This is a genomic window from Caballeronia temeraria (assembly GCF_001544795.2).
In the GTDB taxonomy this organism is placed as follows: Bacteria; Pseudomonadota; Gammaproteobacteria; order Burkholderiales; family Burkholderiaceae; genus Caballeronia; species Caballeronia temeraria.
This window is the reverse complement of record NZ_FCOI02000038.1, coordinates 1-18,838: the sequence shown is the minus strand read 5'-3', so window position 1 is coordinate 18,838 and position 18,838 is coordinate 1. Positions and strand designations below refer to the sequence as shown.

Sequence of the window (18,838 nt, the reverse complement as noted above, 5' to 3'; positions counted from 1 at the left end):
TGATTTTTGCGGCGGTGAAAAAGACATTCCATATATTCCAGTCTACTCAAAAATCTTCGGTGGGACGAGACTGCTCCTCAAGCAGTCCAACTTCCTGGAGAGAAATCATGGCAAACAAAGTCGTCGTCATTACCGGTGCGTCGAGCGGAATTGGTGAAGCCACCGCCAAACTTCTTGCATCAAAAGGTGCTACTGTCGCACTGGCCGCTCGCCGCCTCGACAAGCTGCAACGCGTTGCCGCGGAAATCCTGGCGAAAGGCGGGCGCGTGTCGGTTCATCAAGTCGACGTGACGGATCAAGAGCAGGTCAACCGCTTGATCAGTAACGTCGTAGCGCAACATGGCCGACTCGACGTCATGGTGAACAACGCGGGTCTGATGGCGATCGCGCCACTGTCACTGCGCAAGACCGACGAGTGGGACCGGATGATTGACATCAACATCAAGGGCCTCCTGTATGGAGTCGCCGCGGCGCTGCCGGTTTTCGAAAAACAGCAGTCGGGCCACTTCGTCAACATCGCGTCGGTCGTGGGTCTAAAGGTCTTCAGCCCGGGAGGCACGGTTTATTCCGGAACGAAGTTCGCGGTCCGCGCAATCTCCGAAGGTCTCCGTCACGAAGTGGGCGGCAACATCCGCACGACCGTCATTTCACCGGGCGCGATCGACACCGAACTGAAGTTCGGATCGGGCCACGACGACAGCCGCAATTTTGTCGTCGACTTCTACAAGATGGCGATTCCAGCGGACGCGATCGCGCAAGCCATCGCTTACGCGATCGAGCAGCCTAGTTCGGTCGACGTCAACGAGATCGTGATTCGTCCCACCGTTCAGGACTTCTGAAGCGCGGCACTGCGGTGGCTGGGCGCCGACGGGCAAGAGGGCTTCGGACCCGTCCGCGCGACAGTCACGGCGAAGCCAGCGCGAATGACTTCATCGAGGAGTTGATCATGCCCGCAGCAGTGTTTTCTCTCGCATTTGCCGCGTTCGCAATCGGAACGACGGAATTCGTCATCGTCGGCTTGTTGCCCGACATTGGAAGAGCGTTCGGCATCTCCGTGTCGACGGCCGGTTTGCTGGTGAGTTTCTACGCACTGGCCATTACCGTCGGCACGCCTGTGGTCTCGGCCATGACCGCGCGCTTGCCGCGCCGCGCACTGCTGCTCGCGCTGATGGCTTTCTTTACGCTATGCAATCTGGCAGCCGGACTTTCGACAGCCTTTCCAGCGCTGCTCGTGATCCGGATCGTGATGGCGGTCGCGCACGGCGTGTTCTTCGGCCTCGGGACGACCGTTGCTATGTCGCTGGTGCCGTCCGAGAAGTCGGGCAGGGCCGTGGCGATCATGGTCAGTGGCCTGACGGTCGCGATGGTGACTGGCGTGCCTGGCGGAACGTGGCTCGGCGATCTGATGAGCTGGCGGCTGCCGTTCCTGGTAGTGGCTGCCATGGGCGCGCTGGCGACCATCGGTCTCTGGCGGTTTTTGCCCGCGCTTGCGGCTCAGCGCAGCGCCGGGACCGTTCTCTCGCAGCTCGCTTTGCTGAAGAGCCAGGCGTTGATGCCGCTCTATGCGATCGCAGCACTGGGTATGGGAGCGACGTTCGCGGTGTTCACTTACTTGTCGCCGCTGTTAACTCATACCACGGGATTCCGAAGCGAAGGCGTCACCCTCGGGCTGATGGTATTCGGACTCGGCTCTGTAGTGGGAACGATCAGCGGAGGGCGTTTGTCCGACCGATATGGCCCGAAGCTCAGCATGAACATCGCGCTGGCCGGCATCGCCGCGTCGGTCGCCACGCTCTTGCTCACCGCACACCACCCGGTGCTGGTGTTGGTCAACCTGTTTGTCTGGGGTGCATTCGCCTTCGCCGTTCCCCCCATCATGCAGGCGACTGTCGTGCTCGTGGCTCGACGCGTGGCACCCGAGGCAGTCGGTACGGCGGCGGGGCTCAACGTCGCAGCGTTTAACCTCGGCATCTCTGGCGGGTCTTTCGTCGGCGGACTGACGCTGGCAGGCGTCGACGTCCTGACGACGGTGTACGCCGGCGTGGCTCTGGCGGTGGTGGGACTCGTGGTTGTCGCGACGTATCGATGGTCGGAGCGTCCGGCGGTCGTGCGTGCTCGAGACGACCTCGGGCGGTGCAAGGATGCTGTTGTTTGCCGTGCCCAGCAGGCCGCGAGGAGTTCTAGCCTCGCTGGCCGCTCGCCATGAGTTCAGTCCACAGAACGATGGCCACGTTGCGCTTGGCTGGCAGTGACGATTACGCGCCTGTTCGGGTGATTGGGTCGCGCCCGACCGGAACGGGAACGTCGACGATCGCCTTAAATCGGTCCGCGGTAATCGATGTCATGCTGTCGCCCCGAGGTGGACGAAGCGGCGCGTCTCTTACCGCACGCGATGTGGAGCGAACTTCTTCTGAACTGCGCGGCCGCTGCGGTGCGCGCGGGGAAGAATTCCGGATGGAGTAGCGCGGCGAGGCGCTGCCCGACTTCCAGCCTACGTGGGCACGCCGAGCCGGCTTAGCTCGATAAGCTCGGTCAGCGATTGTGAAACGGTGCCTTCGGGCAGGCGCGAGCAGTTGCGCCGGCGCATCGGCACGGCCGTTGCTAAACAACTTTGGAAGCAATCGCATTCACACACTGCAGTCCCGATGAATGCACGTAACGACCCTCGTGGCGGGGCCCGCCGCGTCAAGCCAGCGCACTCTCGCGCTGAGGCTCGTAGCATCGACCGACTGTAAGTGACGTTCTGACGCTCCTCTCAGTCGCTGCGAGACAACCCAACTTTTCGGAAACGGCTTGCTGCGCTCACGCGCCGCAGGAAGACACGCGTCGTTCAACAAAGGAGTCAATATGCCAACGGTTACATCGGAAGGAAGTGTCGTTCACCGTAATCCTGTCGACTGGATCGCGGGCGCGCTCGTCATCATCGGCGCGTTGAACTGGGGCCTCGTTGGTCTCGCACAATTCGATCTCGTAGCGGCCATACTCGGCACGGGCTCGGCCGCCTCGCGCATCGTGTATGTGCTTGTGGGACTTGCCGGACTCTACATGCTGTTTCGCGCGTTTGTCTCGGCGCGCGGACCTCGGTTGGCGCATCGTTGAGCCATGCAGCGCACGCGTCTAGCTTCTTATGCTCAGCAGGACGCAGCATAGTTGCCCGACACGCGAGGAGCGGGTCCGTGCTCGAGACGGTGGTCCCGTTCCCGCGTATCGGCGGGGTGCTCGCGCTTGCAGCCCTAGGGGTGCATAAGAGCATGTCAGAAGCTCGTTTGTGGCTTGCAATACGTACCGCGCGGCGTGTTTTCGTGGGAGGCGCGCCGTGTTGGTGCTGCGGTCGTGTCGGTTCTGCGCCACCAAAACTCAAGGCATCCTATGCGCCTCTGTCAGTCGACCGCTTGCCGCTGTGATTCCAATCATTCGGCGACCCTACGAGCGAAGTCCGCCAATCCGCGCCAGTGAACGTGTTCAACCGCAACCAGCAAAGGAGCAACGAGCGCCAGCATTTTCGATTCGCTGACATCCGTAGGCTTAACCAGGTATGCGTTAACGCCTTGTTCGTAGCAGCGGCGCAGGTCGCGCGGTTCACGTGAAGAAGTCAACGCAACAACGGGTAGTGAGATGCCCGGCGTTCTGCGGATTTCCTGCAGAACAGCAAGACCATCGATCTTTGGCAGCTTGAGGTCCAATAAATCGAGCGCCGGGTCGTCGTTGAGGCGGTGTTTCCAGGCACCCTCGCGCCGCAGATACGCAAGCGCCTCTTCGCCGTCGCGGGCGATGGCCATTGCGCACGGTTCACAGTACGGCCCGAGAGCTATCTGCGCGAGGTCGAGGTCGTACGGATTGTCTTCGATGAAGAGAAGCGATTTCATGATGGCGGGCACGGTATCGGTCCAATATTGCACCAATGACCGATCCGATCGCGCTCGGCAGCCAAGCGAATGGTGGGCGGCGGTGACGGGTGTGCGCTCTGCGGTTCGCGCGGCATTGGACATGGAGCAGATTTTGCGTCACGTAGTCACGCACTAAAGGGCTCAACGTGCCCGAGTCGTGCCTTTCGCCATGGACAACAATAGCCTGCGCCGGCCCAAGCTGGTCTTCTTTCCAACGAAGCGCCCCGAGCCGACTGCTGGTCGTTCGGCGGAAGACTACCGCGTGTACGCGTCGTATCGTCCGGGCACCACAGGGCGCTTCATGGGTACATTGAAGGTCGTACGTGTGACGGACGGACGACTGCTCTTTCCTTTTGACGGCGCCGAGGAAATCGGTCCTTTCGAGACCAAGGAGGCGGCGAGAGACGCCGCGTCGCGTCGCGGTATGGAAATCGTCGAAGCGGACCTCCATTCACCAGAACTCTGACCGAATACATGGGGACGTCCGCAGGAGCGACTCGCTGTCTTGTATCAGGCAGAAGGCCGGCTGTCAGAACTGCTTTCGGAGGCCGTATGAAACTGATTCTAGGAAATGCCTGCCTGTGCGCGGTCACTGTCGTTGTAATCGGCGTTGCGCACGCGGCTGGAACGGAAGGGCAAGGGCCCTCCGCATCGAGCTCGAAAGAATCTGCAGCCTCGGGGCAGGGAGACGGTCGGGTGAGTGGACAAGGATCCGCCGGCGGCATGCAGCCGTCCACGCCGGGAGGCAATACCGGGAACACGGCGGATAGGGCCCGTTCTCCAACGCAAGAATCTTCGGGCGGTAGACAGCCCGTCACGCCTGCCACACCGTCGAGTGGTGCCAATCACAACGCGTCTGCCCGGAAAAGCAAGTCCGCCTCCGACTAGAACGCGTGACCCGCGACACAAGGCGACGTTTAGGTGCCGGCGGGCCCGACCGGCGCCATAAACTCGATGAGTTCGAACAGGCAATGCAGCGTGTTGCCTTTTCGGCAGAACGCGTCGATCTGCGCTTCTCTGCCGCGTTCGACAACCTCAGCTTCGTCGAGCGAGCTATAGGCGATGATAGGAACTGCCGCGAGGTAGGTCGATTCACGGATGGCCGTAGCCACCGCGAATCCATCACAGACTGGCATTTCAATGTCCAGGACAACAATGTGAGGTCTTAATGTTGGCGGCGTCCTCAATGCTTGCCGTCCTCCTTCGACGACCGTAGTTCGGAACCCCTCAAGCGCCAGCACAGCCGCAAGCGCCTCCGCCCCGGCGCGATCGTCATCGACAATCAAGACAGCGACGGGCGGAGTAACGCCCGGGAACGATCGGACGCTCCACATACCGGAAGGACGCGAAGAGCTGGGCTGCATGTTCGAAAAGAGGGAACTTTCCGAGAAAACAGCAACGGCTATGCCGCAGGTTCACTTGGTGGTTTTCGAAGAACCTAGCTTCCTGAGGAGCTTTTCGGCGTCGCAGCGGGCGGCTTCTTCGTTCGCGAATGCTTCCTTAGAATGAAGAAGCACGAGCGATGGCCCGCCGTCGGGATCGACCGCCAGTGCGATCCAGATCCAGCCGCCTGGCTGACGTTCAACCCGGATTTCCGGAGCATCGGACACGGTTAATTATCTCCCTCAGACATCACCGGAGTCGGCACTCTCCTTGCGAGTGTAGTCAAGCCTGCGATCGGCAGGAATTCAGGAGAACCGCAATGAATGAGGACCAAGTCAAAGGGGTCGGCGAAAAGGTGAAGGGAAAAATTAACGAGGGCGTCGGCAAAGTAACAGACGATCCCGCACAAGAAGCGAAGGGCGACGCACAGCAAATTGCTGGCGAGGCAAGAAAACAAGTCGGCAACGCCGAAGAGGATGCAAAAGACGCAGCCAATGAGGCGGTGGATCGTGACCGCGGCTCCGATGCACCGTAATCGACTAGTTCAAGAATGAGGGAAGCCGTGTAAGGCTCGGGAGAAAAACATGAATCGCATCTCAGCTCTGTTAAGCGTCCTCCTTGTAGCGGCAAGCACGAACGTGCCCGCGCAGACCACGCAAAAGGCTCCGTCACCAACGCCTCAGAACGGCGCCACGAAGAATCAAGTGACCGACAGCGCTTCCAGCGGGGCAAGCGCCTCGGGCGGCCCGACACTGATGCAGCAACGTGAAAAGGGCATGTCGCCGGATGGCGCTTCGGGGACGGACGCGACCGGCAAGGCGACTGGGAAAATAAAGCAATAATGCTCCACGCCCGTCTGCGACGCGGACCTGTCGGAGACGGGCTATCGAGTGCTAGAGGTCGATCCCGTAGCGGAGGACGGAGAGCGCGAACGGTTCGCTCTATCCAGCCGGGAGGCCCGCGACGCTCCCATCAACGAGACTCGTGGAATTGCGACAACCGCCTTTAATTTCCGACGGCCCTCTTATCGAACGATCGTGCGATAATCGGTATTATGTAAAACTAACGGCGCTCGACCACGCGACCCACCAAGCACGGCGATTCACCTTTCAGACACAGAGCGTCAAGATGAGCGACGTGCGTCATGGTTTGAAAGTGACGCGCCAAGCTGCCCGCGCTATCATGAAGGCATCTGAATGAGGTCACTCATGGGAAATATCTGGACTGAGCCCGCCGTCAGCGGGCACGACACCAAAGAAGAAGCCGAAGCCTACGACGAGTGGTTCCGCAAGGAAGTGCAACTCGCGCTCGACGAGGAAGGCGAAGACATTCCGCACGACGAGGTGGTCGCGACGCTTCGCGCCCGGGCCGCTGAGCGCAGGAAGGCGCGCAATGCGCGTTGAATGGCGCCCGCGTGCTGAGCGCAGACTCGACAAGATCCACGAATTCATCAGCAAAGACAGCATCGACGCCGCAGACTTTGTGCAGGAAGCGATTCTTGCGGCGGCCGCCACACTCCCTGACCACCCTCTCGTTTATCGGCAGGGTCGCGTGCCGAACACGCGTGAAATGGTCGTGCTGCCGAACTACATGATCGTCTACCGCGTGAAGCGCGATCGAATCCAGATCGTGAACGTGCTTCACGCGCGCCAGCGCTACCCCTGAAATTCCCGGAGCATGTCTGCACGGAGTGCTCCGCCTCTACCCTGCTGTCGATCCACACCATACGATCGTAGAGCGCTTGCAGTTCGGCGAACCTGCGCCCCGTCGGCACTTCCTTGATGCTGTCTTCCAGCCCGACAAGCGGCGCGGCCTGACCCGTCTCGTGGTATTCCCAGAACACGTAGTCCAGACGCAGGTGCCGCGGCTGGGCGCGCAGAATGTCCTTCGAACTTAGACGCGGGCATGCGCAACGCTTCCTTCCACCCGAGGATGGCCGTGTGATCGAGCGTGCCGTGGGTTCCGAGCGCGCAGAGCACCGCTTGCTTGCGAGTATTCGATAGCGGCGCGAGCAGCGTGCGCAGGTCGCCGAGTGTGCAATTCGTAAACTCGGCGTCTAGCTGGACTACAGCCCTGAAGCATGTAGGAGGCCAATTGCAAGCATCGTAAACACGACGACACACTCGGTAAACTGCCGCCTATATTGGTTGAGTCAACGAGTTGAAGGGAGTCGATCATGCGTGGACTGTCATTGATAGCTGTCCTGTCTTCTTTGACTTATTCGGCATTAGCCGGCGCGGCATGTCCGGGAAACGTATTGGACGGCCCTCACATATCGATCGTCGGAAATCCTGCGGGCAACTGGCATCAGACGCTTAACTCTGCAACAGGCCAAGCGCGAATATTCAAGGCAGACGCTCAAGCAACAGGCAAAGTCGGCAGTTGGCTTTGTGATGGAAACAACTGGTCAGCAACCATGGTTGGGATGAGTAATCAGCTGACCTACACTTGTTCAGGGACGATCAGCGGCAACAAGCTGAGCTCCGGGAAGTGCATGACTGAGAACGGCGGCTCAATTGACATTTCCGGCGGCGATTTTCTGACGAGTCAATAGCAATATCACCACAACCACGAAAATGCCGGCACATTGGCCGGGCATGAGGGTAAGTCGCGGGGTGTCGCGCGTTACGGGGGGTGCTTCGGCGCTCGCGGTTGCTAAGCTGATGCCTGCGACGCTTTCTGCACGGCGGCGGTGAGAATGCGCGCGATCGCGAGCAGCGGCACTTCGGCATTTGTTCGCGTCGATCATGCGGCACCCGCGCATGCCGTCGAAGTTCACTTGCGAGCGCCAGGGCGCCGGCGACGCGGCGAGGATCGAGGGAAGCGTTAGCTGCTCCACTTACGCCCCCTTCACTGCCGCGTCAAACTGCGCGATGACTTGCGCGAGCGTGTCCGGCTCGCTCTTATCGAGGCGCAGCCCTGCTTCAACCATGCGCGGCAGGAACAGCGAGTGCCGGTCATTGCTCTCGCTCGGCTTCATGACCGCGTTTGCGCGCACCCCGATGATACCGCGATGAACAATGTGCTCCACCATTCTCGATTCGGCCGCAAACTACTGATCGGTTCTCAGGCGAATTTCAATCACCCCGTCAACTACTCTGACGGGATATGTCTTCACCGCATCGACAATCGGTGCTGACCTCGGTGCCCCCGTTCTTAGATCAAACAATCCCTGATGGAGAGGGCATTCCACGCAGCCGCCCTCAACGAACCCTTCCGACAATCTCGCTGCACCATGAGTGCACAAGTCGTGCAGCGCAAAATATTCATTGTTCGTCGTAAAGAGCGCAACCGGTACTCCATCTATGGTCACGCCCAGCGGCGTATCTTCGCTGACGTCGGCGCAAACGGCCGCTCGGTACCATTCGGTCATAATCGGCCTCCTCAGATCGGCGTCGCGAGCAGTGTCTGGACGCGTAGAGTGTCGTACACCGCCACTTTTTTACTGTATTTTAGTGCGCCATTGAGACGCACCACAGTATCGTGATATGCGCCGGACTGATATACCGCACTTTCACCGGCTTGATTCGTTAGCACCACTATATAGCTACAACTTGATGTGATCTCCCCGTCCTTTTCATCGCCAATGACCAATCCGGATATCGCGTGACGATAGGTATGCTTTTCGTAGATATTTGCATGCCGCAGCGACACTACTCGGTCACGAAGCATCTTTTGATTAGTGCAATAAATGACGGACGCTCGTAGGCCCGCATCGTGATTTTCCCTTGGAATAATTTCATAATGACAATCCGGAGTGAAGAAATTGGGCCAGTCTTCGAGCCGGTCGTTGTCAAGCGAACTAATGTATTGATGCGCAAGCGAGTAAATCTCAAGCCACGTCTTCAGCTTTTCGTCCATGTTCTTAGAACCCCATGAGGTTTTGATACCCGACCCAGAATTTCCGAATCATATTTTCGGTTATGGCTGAGTTTTCCTCCGGTGGCACATCTCGCGCCATTCCCATGAAAGAAGTTACATACGAGTCCCGCGCCGTGGCGCGCTGAACTAGTTCTGTCGCTTCGGTGTCTTCCATGGAGATATAGCCTGCCGGTCCGACCAGATTCGCCTGTAACAGTCTCAACTCCCGCAGCTCAGGCGTGTCGTCCTCGTACCCGAAAAAGTGAAAGATCAATTCGAAGTTACCAGGTCCTTTCGGCAGAAGTTGCCTTGCGACAAGCGTGTTGTGAATCTGCTGGATCACGAGTTGGGGAAAGATGGTCTGGATGTTGTTCGTCGTGACCTCTTCGTACTCCTGGATCTGTGCAAGCAAAGACGGATCTTCAAGGAAAAAATTGCTATCCATTGTGCGAATCTTGTCGGCAGCATAAGCCGCGCTGGTATCTTCTTTAATTTGCGGCTTTGTTGACGTGAAGATGCTGTGTAACCCGTTATCCGCGACTTCGGACCTAACCTGCATCCCCACCCGGAAGATGTTGAATGTTGTGTGGAAGAGATGCAGCAAACTCGCGTGGTAACCGTCCTTCACATTCTCAATGTAAAGCTTCCAGTTGGACTTCGAATATTGGCGGGTGCACCCGAGGTATACGATCGGTTTATGGAAAATGCGGTCGATGTAGGGTCGCATTTTGGGGCCGATGTAATCGATCAGTGGCGGCGTTTCGCTGCTGAACGTCGCAAAGACAAGGCCTCGGTAGCATTCGACGCGCAGCTTCGTCAACCCGTGCTCAGACGGCACGAAGTCGGCGCACATGCCTGCCATACCTTTCTGCCCCCTACGAAACGGTACTCCCTGCAGATCTCCAGCGGGGCTGTAACTCCATTGATGATAAACGCACGTGTGCGAAGTTGCATTCCCCTTATTCTCTCTGCACAACTGCGCCCCACGATGTGCGCAGCGATTTACCCAGCAGGCAATTCCGTCGGTGGTCCGGGTTACTACGACTGGAGTGTCACCGACGAAAGTGCTTTTGAAATCCCCGAATTCGGGGATTTCGCATTCAAGCGCGACAAATGACCAGTAGGGTCCGCGAAAGATCTTTTCTTGCTCTCGCTCGTACACATCTTGAGAGCTGAATACCTGGTATGGAACCATCGACCCGTCATCACGGGGAAACATAGGCATACCGTGTGTTGCAGAGGTGTGTTGCATTTTTCACTCCGTCATGTCGGACTTCACAGAACGGAGTCTAAAAATACGAAAGACAGGACGATATCCAAAATCCGAATCGTCCGGGAAACCACCTATCCAGATAACGAAGATAACCCGTCATGCTCGCGTTCGATTCGGTTTGACCGAAGAACTTGAGGAGATTCTTTGCCTCGGCGAGTCTGACCGGCTGTCGCACTCGCCTTGTCGGTATGGATGGCGGGTGCGCCAGGACGTGATAGATAGCCCAGTCTTGGCGGAAGAACGCTCGCACGTTTCTTCTGCCTTCAGAGTCGACAAGCAGTTCAGATGCCTATTGAACGAGCAAGCCTCTGCCGCGACGCCGACGGATCCGCCGCGGTAACCGCTTTGCCAGGCGCCAGGGCAAAGAAAGACAGCTTACCCCACGCGTACACGCGAGAAATGTTGTGGATCGGCGTTCCTCGCAGCTTCCGTCGCCCAAATCCGCCTTCAATCGGTAGCTACGCCGTGCACAAATCTAACTTGATATCGGAAGAGGTCGGCTCGGATCGACTTGTGCGGACATGCCGCGGAAAGCTTTTGAGCTATTTGGGCGTCCGCGACACTGCCTTCGCATTTCGGCGCGTACATGTCTCGCTCGGCAACTCCCCAAATCGCTCCCGATAGTAACTTGAAAAGCGCCCTAGATGACCGAATCCCAGTTCGAGGGCGGTTTCGGTCACACTAACGAAGCTCGACGTTTTGAGCCGCCTGTGCGCTGCGTCCAATCTCATGTTGCGCAAGAGATCAGTTGGGCTGATAGCTCTCTCTCGTTGGCAGATCATTTGCAATGCGCGCGGGCTGACGCCTGCGGCATCGGCTAAGTCATTAATCGACCATTGCGCGCCAAGACGATCGGAAATCGCGTTTTCCAGGCGCTCGATGGGGAGTCTTTGCGGCTCGCAGGTAATTGCCTCATGTGCGGACGCCGTCTGCCTCTCTGATAGGTGTCGGCCACTACTTACGCCGCCGACGCCTATTAGTAGAAAATCGACCGCGAGCCGTTCGAGCTGGCCGACCCACTCGTCGTAGCCGTCCGTCTCTGTAGGCCCGGTTACCGTAGAAAGCAGCATTTGGACGAGCGCAAGCCATTGCCTTTCGAACCGTGCAGGAAGCATTCCAAAGGAGGGAAGGCTTTCGTTTCCTCGACCGCTGCTCACAAGGCTTTTTGGCACCTTTAGGATCAGTTGTTCCGAGCCGGCTTGCCAACGCATGTTCCATGAGCGGCGCGGGGAAATCCAACTCGTCTGCCCCGGTAGCAAGATAGCCCGCTGGCCGTCACATACCATTTCCACCAGCCCGCGAAGTCCCCAATGAACGACTACGAAATCGTTCGAAGGTCGTGGCGTGACCTCAACTTCGGCTCCATAACGTAGGCCGTAGACTTCGATCGCGCCCAGATCCGCCTTGTAAAGGACCGTATCCGCATCGCCTTCCCGCCAGCGAAGCCGATGTTCAGCGAGCTCCCGGGCTGTCTCTTCGTGAAAATCCACGCGGGAGGCGGATTTGAAGATGCAGCGGTGATATAACGGGGCTAAATTGACCGGGTATGCGTTCATGATGTGCTCCTCCCGTCCCTGATCGGCGCATCCGGCAGCTTAATTCGCCAAAATTCCGCTGCGCATCGAGGCGGTGGCGTGCTGGATCTCCTTGAAGAAGTCCGGAGTGAAGGAGGTCAGGTTAAGGACGGTCGCCGTCCATAAAACGCGTTGGCCAAAAGCGTTTCCAGAGCGTCCGATTCCAGCGCCCGGGGGTTCGGATACTGGTCCTTAAGTGCCAGGTCGCGCACTAGCGAGATGTCTTCCGTGCGCATTCCGATCTCTGCAAGGCTCAGCGGCGCGCCACAACGTTTTGCGAGATCGTAAAGCGCGCCGGGGACGTCATCATCGCCGACGACTCCTTGCAGCAACCGTCTCGCGGCCTCGGCGTTTGGCAGATTGTATGACATTGCGTGGGGCAACACGATGGCATGCGTTTCCGCGTGAGGCAAGTTAAGCGTTCCGCCGAGTGTATGGCAAAGCTTATGATGCAGGCCCATACCGAGATGAGACAGCACCGTGCCGCACAGCCATGCGCCAAAAAGCGCGCCAGTGCGTGCTTCGATGTCAGCGGGGTTCCCTACCAGTCGCGGAATAGCGTCGATCAACGCTCCGATGCCCTGTTTGCACATGCTCTCCAAAATCGGATTAAGTTCCGCCGAGTACAGGCCTTCCGCCGCATGTGCAATCGCGTTTAATCCACTGGTGACGGAAATCGCGGGCGGCAGTCCGATCGTAAGCAATGGATCGTATATCACTGTCTTGGGAAGGACCTTAGCGTCTCTGCCGGTTCTTTTCAGCCCGCCTTCTGTGATGCCCCATATCGTCGTCATCTCGCTGCCGGCATAGGTAGTCGGTATCACCAGACTAGGCACGCCGAGCCTCATCGAGAGGATCTTCGCGAGTCCAGTAGTCGAACCGCCCCCGACCGCGATGACTGAGTCCGCACCGCTCGCCGCAAACGCTCGCTCCGCCTCCTCCACTACCTCTACTGGCACATGCATCGTTGCCCTGTCGAAGTATCCAGCCACGACATCCCTTACCGGCCGAGCAATATCTTTCGCGACGTTGTGTTGATCTGGTGTACTTAACACCAGAAAGCGCCGCGTGCCAAACCGTTCAACTTCGTCTGGCAACGCAGAGAGGCAACCCGCCCCGAAAACGACCCGCGGACTAATGTAATCGAATGTAAATTTCTTCATGAGAGTTCCTTCAATGTTCCGAACAGCTCAAGCGTCCGCGCATTCGCTATACTCGTTGCCTCCCGGTCAAAGTTAGGACTCGACGGCCGCGCGAAGGAATGCCCGACCGGATACCAATGCAAGCTCAGACTGTCGTTCTTAGTAAAACTCTCGTCGAGAATTCGACGTGCCTCCTCCGTCACATAATGGTCCTTAGAGCCCATGTGAAGCATTGTCGGTCGTGTGATAGCCGATACAGACGACACTTTCTTTTCCAGTCCGACGCCGTAGTAGCCGACCGAACAATCTGCCAGCGACTGTGCGGCGACGTCGTACGCCAATGCACCCCCTAGGCAATACCCCAAGACACCGACCCGCCCATTGGAGAAAGGGAGCTCGCGGGCATATTCAATCGTGCACGCGAGATCGCCGACGCCGGCTTTCATGTCAAAGTCACGAAACAACGTGAGTGCTTGTTCCCGTTCTTCCGGTACATTCGCGTCGAGTTCGATAGCTGGTGCCTGCCTCCAGTACAAGTCCGGACACAAACAGCCAAACCCCGCCCCAACGAGCCAATCTACCGTATCCCTGATGAAAGACGTGATCCCGAAGATTTCCTGTGCGATTACGATAACGGGTGCGGTGATGGCCGTCGGCTTTCCGACATAAGCACCGAATCTCCCGCCAGCGCGCGACGCGATCTGAACGCCGTCTGTCAACATAACAACCCTCCAGTTATATTTGCGCAGCGCGGTCGGCGATTTGCTACTTTTGCGTGCGCTACGCTTTCTGCCTAGTTAATGCGTGCGTATCGGCGCACCTTCTCTTCGTCGAGCGTCATGCCGTGACCGATGCCGGTGGGGACCTGCAATTCGAAGTCTCGAATTTCGAGTGGTTCTTGGCTAATTGTGTCCGCAAGGACAAAGGGACCAAGCAGCTCGCAACCGTACGGAAGCGACGGAATCGTTGAGTAGAGCTGGAGTGCTGCGGAGGTACCTATCGTCGAGTCGAGCATCGTTCCGCCGTAGGAGGCAATTCCGCTTGCTTCTGCCACCGCCGCGACTTTCTGCGTCGCAGTCACGCCTCCCATATTGCACAGCTTTAGCGAGAAGACGTCCACGCTTCGGTCACGCGCGAGATCGAAGGCCGAGGTAAGAGTGCTCAGACTCTCGTCAGCCATGATTGCCACACGGTTGTTTTCGGATAGGCGCCTTAGGGCTCGAGTGTTTTCGCGGGCGACTGGTTGTTCAATTAAATCCACCCCGAGCGCCTCGAGCTCCGGGATATACGTGGACGCCACCTGCTCGTCCCACGCCATATTAACGTCTACACGAAGCGACGCCCTGGATCCCAACTCTTTCGACAGCGCCTCCATATGAATCAGGTCGTCAGCTGGCGAACGAAAGCCGAGCTTGATCTTGAAGTTGTTGTGCCGCCGCTTTTCGATCATTTCGATCGCAGCGTCGATGTCGCGCTTCGTGTCGCCGCTGGCTAGTGTCCACGCAATCGGGATTGAATTACGCAGCCTGCCGCCGAGCAGCTCGGAGATCGAAACCCCCAACGCACGGGCTTTGAGGTCAAGCAACGCCATCTCGAGCGCGGCTTTCGCCGACGCGTTCCCCGTGACCGCACGTGCCATGGTTTGCAGCGCGGCCGACAGGTTGAATGCGTCAGTTCCGACAAGATGCGGTGCCAGATACTGCTCGACGATCGTCTTTATCGTCTCCGCACACTCCGCGCTCCAGACAGGCCCCCCTACACTGCCGCCCTCGCCCACGCCGACGAGTCCTTCGGCAAACACACGGACGATGACATAGCTTTGCTGGTGAACTGTAGTCATTGACATTTGGATCGGCCGTCTGGTCGGCACGTCCACAATCAAAGCGTCGATAGCGTCGATCTTCATGTGTTGGCTCCGGAGCGCTCGAGTGCGGGTTCGATGACGAAGTCGATATTCATCACTCGGGCGCCCTCTTCCACCTTCTCGGGACTGATCAGACTCGGCTCGACACCATTGCAGCAATCGTCGCCCACCCAGTCGCCGCCTTCGAAGTAGTACTGAGTCGTCAGCGTTTCATAGCCCGGTGCCTTTACCTTGAAATGCACATGCGCAGGACGCCACGAGTGACCGCCCATGGTCTCGAGCAATGCACCGGTCGGACCATCGCTGGGAATCTGGTATGCAACTGGCATTGTCGTTCGCACGCTAAATTGGCCATCGCGACCGACCCTGAGTTTGCCCCGATAAAAATCGGTCGGAATCCCGTCATGGAATCCGCTGTACTTTCCGTCGGGAGTCGAATGCCAGACGTCGATCGTCACGCCCTCGGCCACACTGCCATCGACCGCCTTGACCGTTCCCTTGATGAGCAACGGCTTGTGGGCGTCGGTATCGTACGTTTTGAGTCGGTCGACTACGAACGGGGCGTCCTCACGATAGTAGGGTCCCTCGATCGCAGGCGTCGAGCCGCTGCTTAGGCGAGCCTTCGTCGCCACAACTGTACTGTTGAAGAACACGTCACAGAGCAATGCGATCTCGCGCTGTTCGGCGACCTTCATCAGGTAATGAAGCGCTGTTCGATATTCCGACTCCGTAATCTCCTTTTCATCGAGCACTCGCTGTACAGCCGATACGATCCCGTCCACAACATCCTTAACTCGCTTGTTCACCTCGCCTCCTTTCCAAAAAAGTCCGAGGACGGCAGCCGTCCTGAAATTATGATAGAAACGGCACGCCGATACCGTCCAATACCTTTCGTCTTCTCCGCCCATACGCAATCGGTATGTCCTTATTGCGCGGTATCGCGCCGATGCGCACAATCTCGAAGCGAACACATTCGGAGCCAAACCGTGGAAATGAGGCAGTTGAGATATTTCGTGGCTGTAGCAGAAGCCGGGGGATTTGGTACGGCCGCTGAAAGGATGCATATCTCCCAGCCGCCACTCACGCGTCAGATACAGGCGCTCGAACGCGACATCGGAGCCAAGCTTTTCGAACGGTCTGCACGTGGCGTTGAGCTTACCGCCGCAGGCAGAGTATTCCTTGAGGACGCACGTCAACTGCTAACGTTGGCCCAACGATCGTCGCGGCGGTCACAAGCAGCGGCAAGGGGCGAGTCGGGGGAGTTGAATCTCGTGTACTTCGGCACGCCCGTGTTCGAAACGGTGCCAGCCTTTACCAGGGCTTTCCGCGCGACATACCCGGACGCATCTGTCGCGGTTTCTCATATGACGAAGGAGGAACAACTGGAATCGCTCCTTTCTGGGGTCGTGGATATCGGATTCGGGCGATTCTATCCGGTGACTGACGGTGTGACGAGTTGGAACATCGGGGCCGAAAGTCTGCACGTTGCGGTAGCTGATCCCTGGGATGAGCGTGTGCGCGGTGCGCGAACGCTTGCAGATCTGATAGACGTGCCGGTCATCCTTTATCCCCGAGGCGACCGTCCAAGTTTCGCTGATAAGGTCGTTTCGCTGTTCAGGTCAGAAGGCGCCGAGCCGAAAATCGCAGCCGAGGTTGAAGACGTCCTTGCAGCCCTTGCGTTGACCGCCGCCGGAATCGGGGCAACGTTGGTTCCTGCATCAGTCGCACATCTACGGTGGCCCGGCGTGACCATACTAGCGCTTGTACAAAAAGCGCCGTCCGTACCTGTCAGCTGCGTTTTTCGCACACATCGCCGCGCCCCGATAGTCGAGTCAGCGCTACGAGTTGTCTCCTCGTTGATCCGAGACGGTGGAGGTCTCAAAGGCGAGATTCATCCGCCCAGTTGATGCAATGCCCGCTCGCTCGATCTCGGCATCGGCCAGCGTGGCCTGAGGGAAATCGATCTAGCTGGGTATTTTGCCGTTCAGATATCTCGAAGACGGAAATTGCGCATACCCGGTCATTTTTCAAGGCCGGTACTGCGTGAGAGCGCGGGACCATCGAACCACGATGCAAATCGTCGACCACGGCCGGAGCCCAACCCTTGCAGGGGTGCCCCTTCGTCACAGGGCGCATGCCCCGACGTCCGCGCGCTATTGGACAGAATTTTCGGTGTCGGTCCACTCGCCCAGCAGCGAGCCGAAGATATCAGCTAGATCGTGCGTACTTGCGGCTTCATATAAGGGTGACGAAATAATGATTGCCGCTCCTATCCATTGAATCAACGGCGGCGCCGGATTTGAGTCACTACGTTCCATAATTCTGCTTAGGATTTCGATACAAGTTTGTTTAAATCTCGCTAACGTCGCCCGTTTGAAAGATTCCATAGCTATCCTCTCGTCGCCTTGACAGCATCAAGAGCATCAAAAGCCCTTCTGTTTCTCTCAATGCCGTTGAAGCCGTTGAAGCTGCTGTTAGAACAAGTGCCGCAAACCGACCATCACCGCTGCTTGTCCAACCCCCGGCGCCGGCGATCCGCCGGGCCCTCCAGCGCTTACTCCGTAAGCAGCCTTGGAGCTGTTAAAGATGTACCCGCCTTGCACATACACAGCCGATCGCTTCGAAAGCGAATAAATCCCTCGCAATGTCGCAAGAGTCGCTCTCGTGTCGTGCTGAGCGTTGATGATCCGGAAGACCTCGCCGTCAATGGCCACTGCGGGCGTGACCAGATATCGCGCCCCAAGGAAAAACATATTCGAGGTGACGACTGGGGTACCAGAGTTCACGGTTTCCACGCGACGATTGAGCCAACCACCGGATATCGTCGCACCGAGTACCTTTGCGTAGGCGTCGATATAGAGCCGTGCATCGATTCCGTTGCTCGTGGAAAGTGGCGCCGGCGCGACGCCGTCAAAGAAATTCGCAGCCGCGTTCACACCTCCTCGTTCTTCCTCGTAGGACACTACCGCACCGAACCTGTCCGAGTCGTACTTCAACATCGCGGACCAGTCGCGGCACTGCGTAACCGCCCCCGGGACCTGCCCAGCGCATGTGCCTTGACCAGGAGAATTGCCAGTACCGGCGGAGTCTCGGCCAAACGAATAAGTGGCCAGAGCAGTTAAACCACGGAAATTGACTCGGTATGCAACGCTGTTATCAGCGCGGGCATTCGCGATGTAGGCATCGAGGGACGCAATGCCATATATAGCTGGTCCCATGATGTCATTTTCCAGCACTGCGATGTAGGTCGTCGTGTACTGTCGACCGAAGCTCAGCGTACCGTACTGCGACTCCAGTCCGATCCATGCCTGTCGCCCGAACAAGCGGCCACCCTGAGCCAAGGCGCCAGTGCTCGGACTGAATCCGCTTTCGAGAACGAATGTTGCCTTATAGCCTCCGCCAAGGTCCTCGCTACCCCGGAAGCCCCAACGAGAGGGTAGTGAACCGGTCGTTGAGGGCATACGAAACAGCCTATCGCCCGCCGGACCCGCGTGAGAGATGAACTCCACCCCGGTGTCAACGATGCCGTACAATGTAATGCTCGATTGAGAGTACGCTCGTGCAACGCTGCAACTTACGAGAATACAGATCAGAAATGCCTTCAGGTATCGCTTCATCGTTATCTCCGAACCCTGGTTAGGGTCTGTGGCATGCTAGGCGAGCACATGAAAAGATTTCGTCCATGATTTTCGCGATTTTCGCGGCGAATGCGTGTTTGTTTGAGGGCGAGTCTATGAAGGACGAAATTCGTCGAATAGCCATTTAGCGAATCCGACCTAGCAGGCCGCTGAAATACACTCGAGCTGAAGCGGCCTCGCTCCAATCACAAGGCTTTCGCCGCGAGGTTTTCGCAT

At 58.0% G+C, this 18,838-nt stretch carries 23 protein-coding genes; 10 read left to right on the top strand and 13 right to left on the bottom strand.

The features are described from left to right. The first annotated feature begins 107 nt into the window (after window positions 1-107). The 3 genes from AWB76_RS33265 to AWB76_RS33255 all read left to right on the top strand — a co-directional run bounded on the left by AWB76_RS33265 (window position 108) and on the right by AWB76_RS33255 (window position 3,099). Window positions 108-839, top strand: a complete 732-nt coding sequence (locus AWB76_RS33265; protein ID WP_061164356.1) for an SDR family oxidoreductase — start codon at window positions 108-110, stop codon at window positions 837-839. Window positions 840-946: 107 nt separating this feature from the next. Continuing rightward, window positions 947-2,206, top strand: a complete 1,260-nt coding sequence (locus AWB76_RS33260) for an MFS transporter (RefSeq protein ID WP_063936418.1) — start codon at window positions 947-949, stop codon at window positions 2,204-2,206. Window positions 2,207-2,847: 641 nt separating this feature from the next. After that, entirely contained in the window at window positions 2,848-3,099 is a 252-nt protein-coding gene (locus AWB76_RS33255) for a DUF378 domain-containing protein (RefSeq protein ID WP_061164355.1), read from the top strand. 311 nt (window positions 3,100-3,410) lie between these two features. Here the strand turns inward: AWB76_RS33255 and AWB76_RS33250 are convergent, their stop codons facing one another. Further along, a complete protein-coding gene (locus AWB76_RS33250; RefSeq protein WP_157696262.1) occupies window positions 3,411-3,866 on the bottom strand; it encodes a response regulator in 456 nt (151 codons plus the stop codon). A gap of 190 nt (window positions 3,867-4,056) precedes the next feature. On the opposite strand from AWB76_RS33250, the gene AWB76_RS33245 reads away from it, so the two are divergent. Further along, window positions 4,057-4,353: a DUF6723 family protein gene (locus tag AWB76_RS33245; protein WP_061136674.1), complete on the top strand. Its 297-nt coding sequence runs from the start codon at window positions 4,057-4,059 to the stop codon at window positions 4,351-4,353. A 451-nt stretch (window positions 4,354-4,804) separates the two neighbouring features. Here AWB76_RS33245 and AWB76_RS33240 read toward each other — a convergent pair whose 3' ends face one another. Together AWB76_RS33240 and AWB76_RS41255 are read right to left on the bottom strand one after the other, a co-directional pair. Next, on the bottom strand, window positions 4,805-5,221 hold the full coding sequence (locus AWB76_RS33240) for a response regulator (protein WP_061164353.1): 417 nt from the start codon (window positions 5,219-5,221) through the stop codon (window positions 4,805-4,807). Between the two features lie 81 nt (window positions 5,222-5,302). Beyond that, complete coding sequence (locus AWB76_RS41255; RefSeq protein WP_157696260.1) at window positions 5,303-5,497, bottom strand: hypothetical protein; 195 nt, start codon at window positions 5,495-5,497, stop codon at window positions 5,303-5,305. A gap of 92 nt (window positions 5,498-5,589) precedes the next feature. Here AWB76_RS41255 and AWB76_RS33235 point away from each other — a divergent pair, with 92 nt between their 5' ends. From AWB76_RS33235 to AWB76_RS41245, 5 genes are all read left to right on the top strand, one after another. Further along, window positions 5,590-5,805, top strand: coding sequence for a CsbD family protein (locus AWB76_RS33235; protein ID WP_061164352.1), 216 nt, complete (start codon window positions 5,590-5,592; stop codon window positions 5,803-5,805). 49 nt (window positions 5,806-5,854) lie between these two features. Further along, window positions 5,855-6,112: a hypothetical protein gene (locus AWB76_RS41250; RefSeq protein WP_157694881.1), complete on the top strand. Its 258-nt coding sequence runs from the start codon at window positions 5,855-5,857 to the stop codon at window positions 6,110-6,112. A gap of 366 nt (window positions 6,113-6,478) precedes the next feature. Continuing rightward, the gene (relB, locus tag AWB76_RS33230; protein WP_061164351.1) at window positions 6,479-6,673 is read left to right on the top strand and encodes a type II toxin-antitoxin system RelB family antitoxin; all 195 of its coding nucleotides are present in this window, start codon (window positions 6,479-6,481) and stop codon (window positions 6,671-6,673) included. Further along, a complete protein-coding gene (locus tag AWB76_RS33225) occupies window positions 6,663-6,935 on the top strand; it encodes a type II toxin-antitoxin system RelE/ParE family toxin (RefSeq protein ID WP_061164350.1) in 273 nt (90 codons plus the stop codon). Before relB ends, AWB76_RS33225 begins: the two co-directional genes overlap by 11 nt. A gap of 511 nt (window positions 6,936-7,446) precedes the next feature. Next, a complete protein-coding gene (locus AWB76_RS41245; RefSeq protein WP_157696259.1) occupies window positions 7,447-7,824 on the top strand; it encodes a hypothetical protein in 378 nt (125 codons plus the stop codon). 285 nt (window positions 7,825-8,109) lie between these two features. On the opposite strand, the gene AWB76_RS33220 is transcribed toward AWB76_RS41245, so the two are convergent. The 9 genes from AWB76_RS33220 to AWB76_RS33185 form a co-directional block, all read right to left on the bottom strand. Next, window positions 8,110-8,304 (bottom strand): hypothetical protein, encoded by a 195-nt coding sequence (locus AWB76_RS33220; protein ID WP_061164349.1) that lies wholly within the window; start codon window positions 8,302-8,304, stop codon window positions 8,110-8,112. Between the two features lie 18 nt (window positions 8,305-8,322). Continuing rightward, window positions 8,323-8,643: an anthranilate 1,2-dioxygenase ferredoxin subunit AndAb gene (gene andAb / locus AWB76_RS39630; protein ID WP_074171460.1), complete on the bottom strand. Its 321-nt coding sequence runs from the start codon at window positions 8,641-8,643 to the stop codon at window positions 8,323-8,325. 11 nt (window positions 8,644-8,654) lie between these two features. After that, window positions 8,655-9,131, bottom strand: a complete 477-nt coding sequence (gene andAd / locus AWB76_RS33215) for an anthranilate 1,2-dioxygenase small subunit AndAd (RefSeq protein WP_061164348.1) — start codon at window positions 9,129-9,131, stop codon at window positions 8,655-8,657. A gap of 4 nt (window positions 9,132-9,135) precedes the next feature. Further along, window positions 9,136-10,383: an anthranilate 1,2-dioxygenase large subunit AndAc gene (andAc, locus tag AWB76_RS33210; protein WP_061164347.1), complete on the bottom strand. Its 1,248-nt coding sequence runs from the start codon at window positions 10,381-10,383 to the stop codon at window positions 9,136-9,138. Window positions 10,384-10,946: 563 nt separating this feature from the next. After that, window positions 10,947-11,960 carry an AraC family transcriptional regulator gene (locus AWB76_RS33205; RefSeq protein ID WP_063936417.1) on the bottom strand — a complete coding sequence of 338 codons (1,014 nt, stop codon included), beginning with the start codon at window positions 11,958-11,960 and terminating at the stop codon, window positions 10,947-10,949. A gap of 116 nt (window positions 11,961-12,076) precedes the next feature. Beyond that, window positions 12,077-13,141, bottom strand: coding sequence for a maleylacetate reductase (locus AWB76_RS33200; protein ID WP_061164345.1), 1,065 nt, complete (start codon window positions 13,139-13,141; stop codon window positions 12,077-12,079). Continuing rightward, window positions 13,138-13,842, bottom strand: coding sequence for a dienelactone hydrolase family protein (locus tag AWB76_RS33195; protein ID WP_061164344.1), 705 nt, complete (start codon window positions 13,840-13,842; stop codon window positions 13,138-13,140). Before AWB76_RS33195 ends, AWB76_RS33200 begins: the two co-directional genes overlap by 4 nt. 71 nt (window positions 13,843-13,913) lie before the next feature. Then, on the bottom strand, window positions 13,914-15,026 hold the full coding sequence (tfdD, locus tag AWB76_RS33190; RefSeq protein WP_061164343.1) for a chloromuconate cycloisomerase: 1,113 nt from the start codon (window positions 15,024-15,026) through the stop codon (window positions 13,914-13,916). Continuing rightward, window positions 15,023-15,790, bottom strand: coding sequence for a chlorocatechol 1,2-dioxygenase (locus tag AWB76_RS33185; protein WP_061164391.1), 768 nt, complete (start codon window positions 15,788-15,790; stop codon window positions 15,023-15,025). The genes tfdD and AWB76_RS33185 overlap by 4 nt, the downstream gene beginning before the upstream one ends. A gap of 186 nt (window positions 15,791-15,976) precedes the next feature. Here AWB76_RS33185 and AWB76_RS33180 point away from each other — a divergent pair, with 186 nt between their 5' ends. Continuing rightward, window positions 15,977-16,891, top strand: a complete 915-nt coding sequence (locus AWB76_RS33180) for a LysR substrate-binding domain-containing protein (RefSeq protein WP_244173553.1) — start codon at window positions 15,977-15,979, stop codon at window positions 16,889-16,891. A gap of 567 nt (window positions 16,892-17,458) precedes the next feature. Here AWB76_RS33180 and AWB76_RS33175 read toward each other — a convergent pair. Next, on the bottom strand, window positions 17,459-18,601 hold the full coding sequence (locus AWB76_RS33175) for a porin (protein ID WP_061164341.1): 1,143 nt from the start codon (window positions 18,599-18,601) through the stop codon (window positions 17,459-17,461). Window positions 18,602-18,838 lie beyond the last annotated feature (237 nt).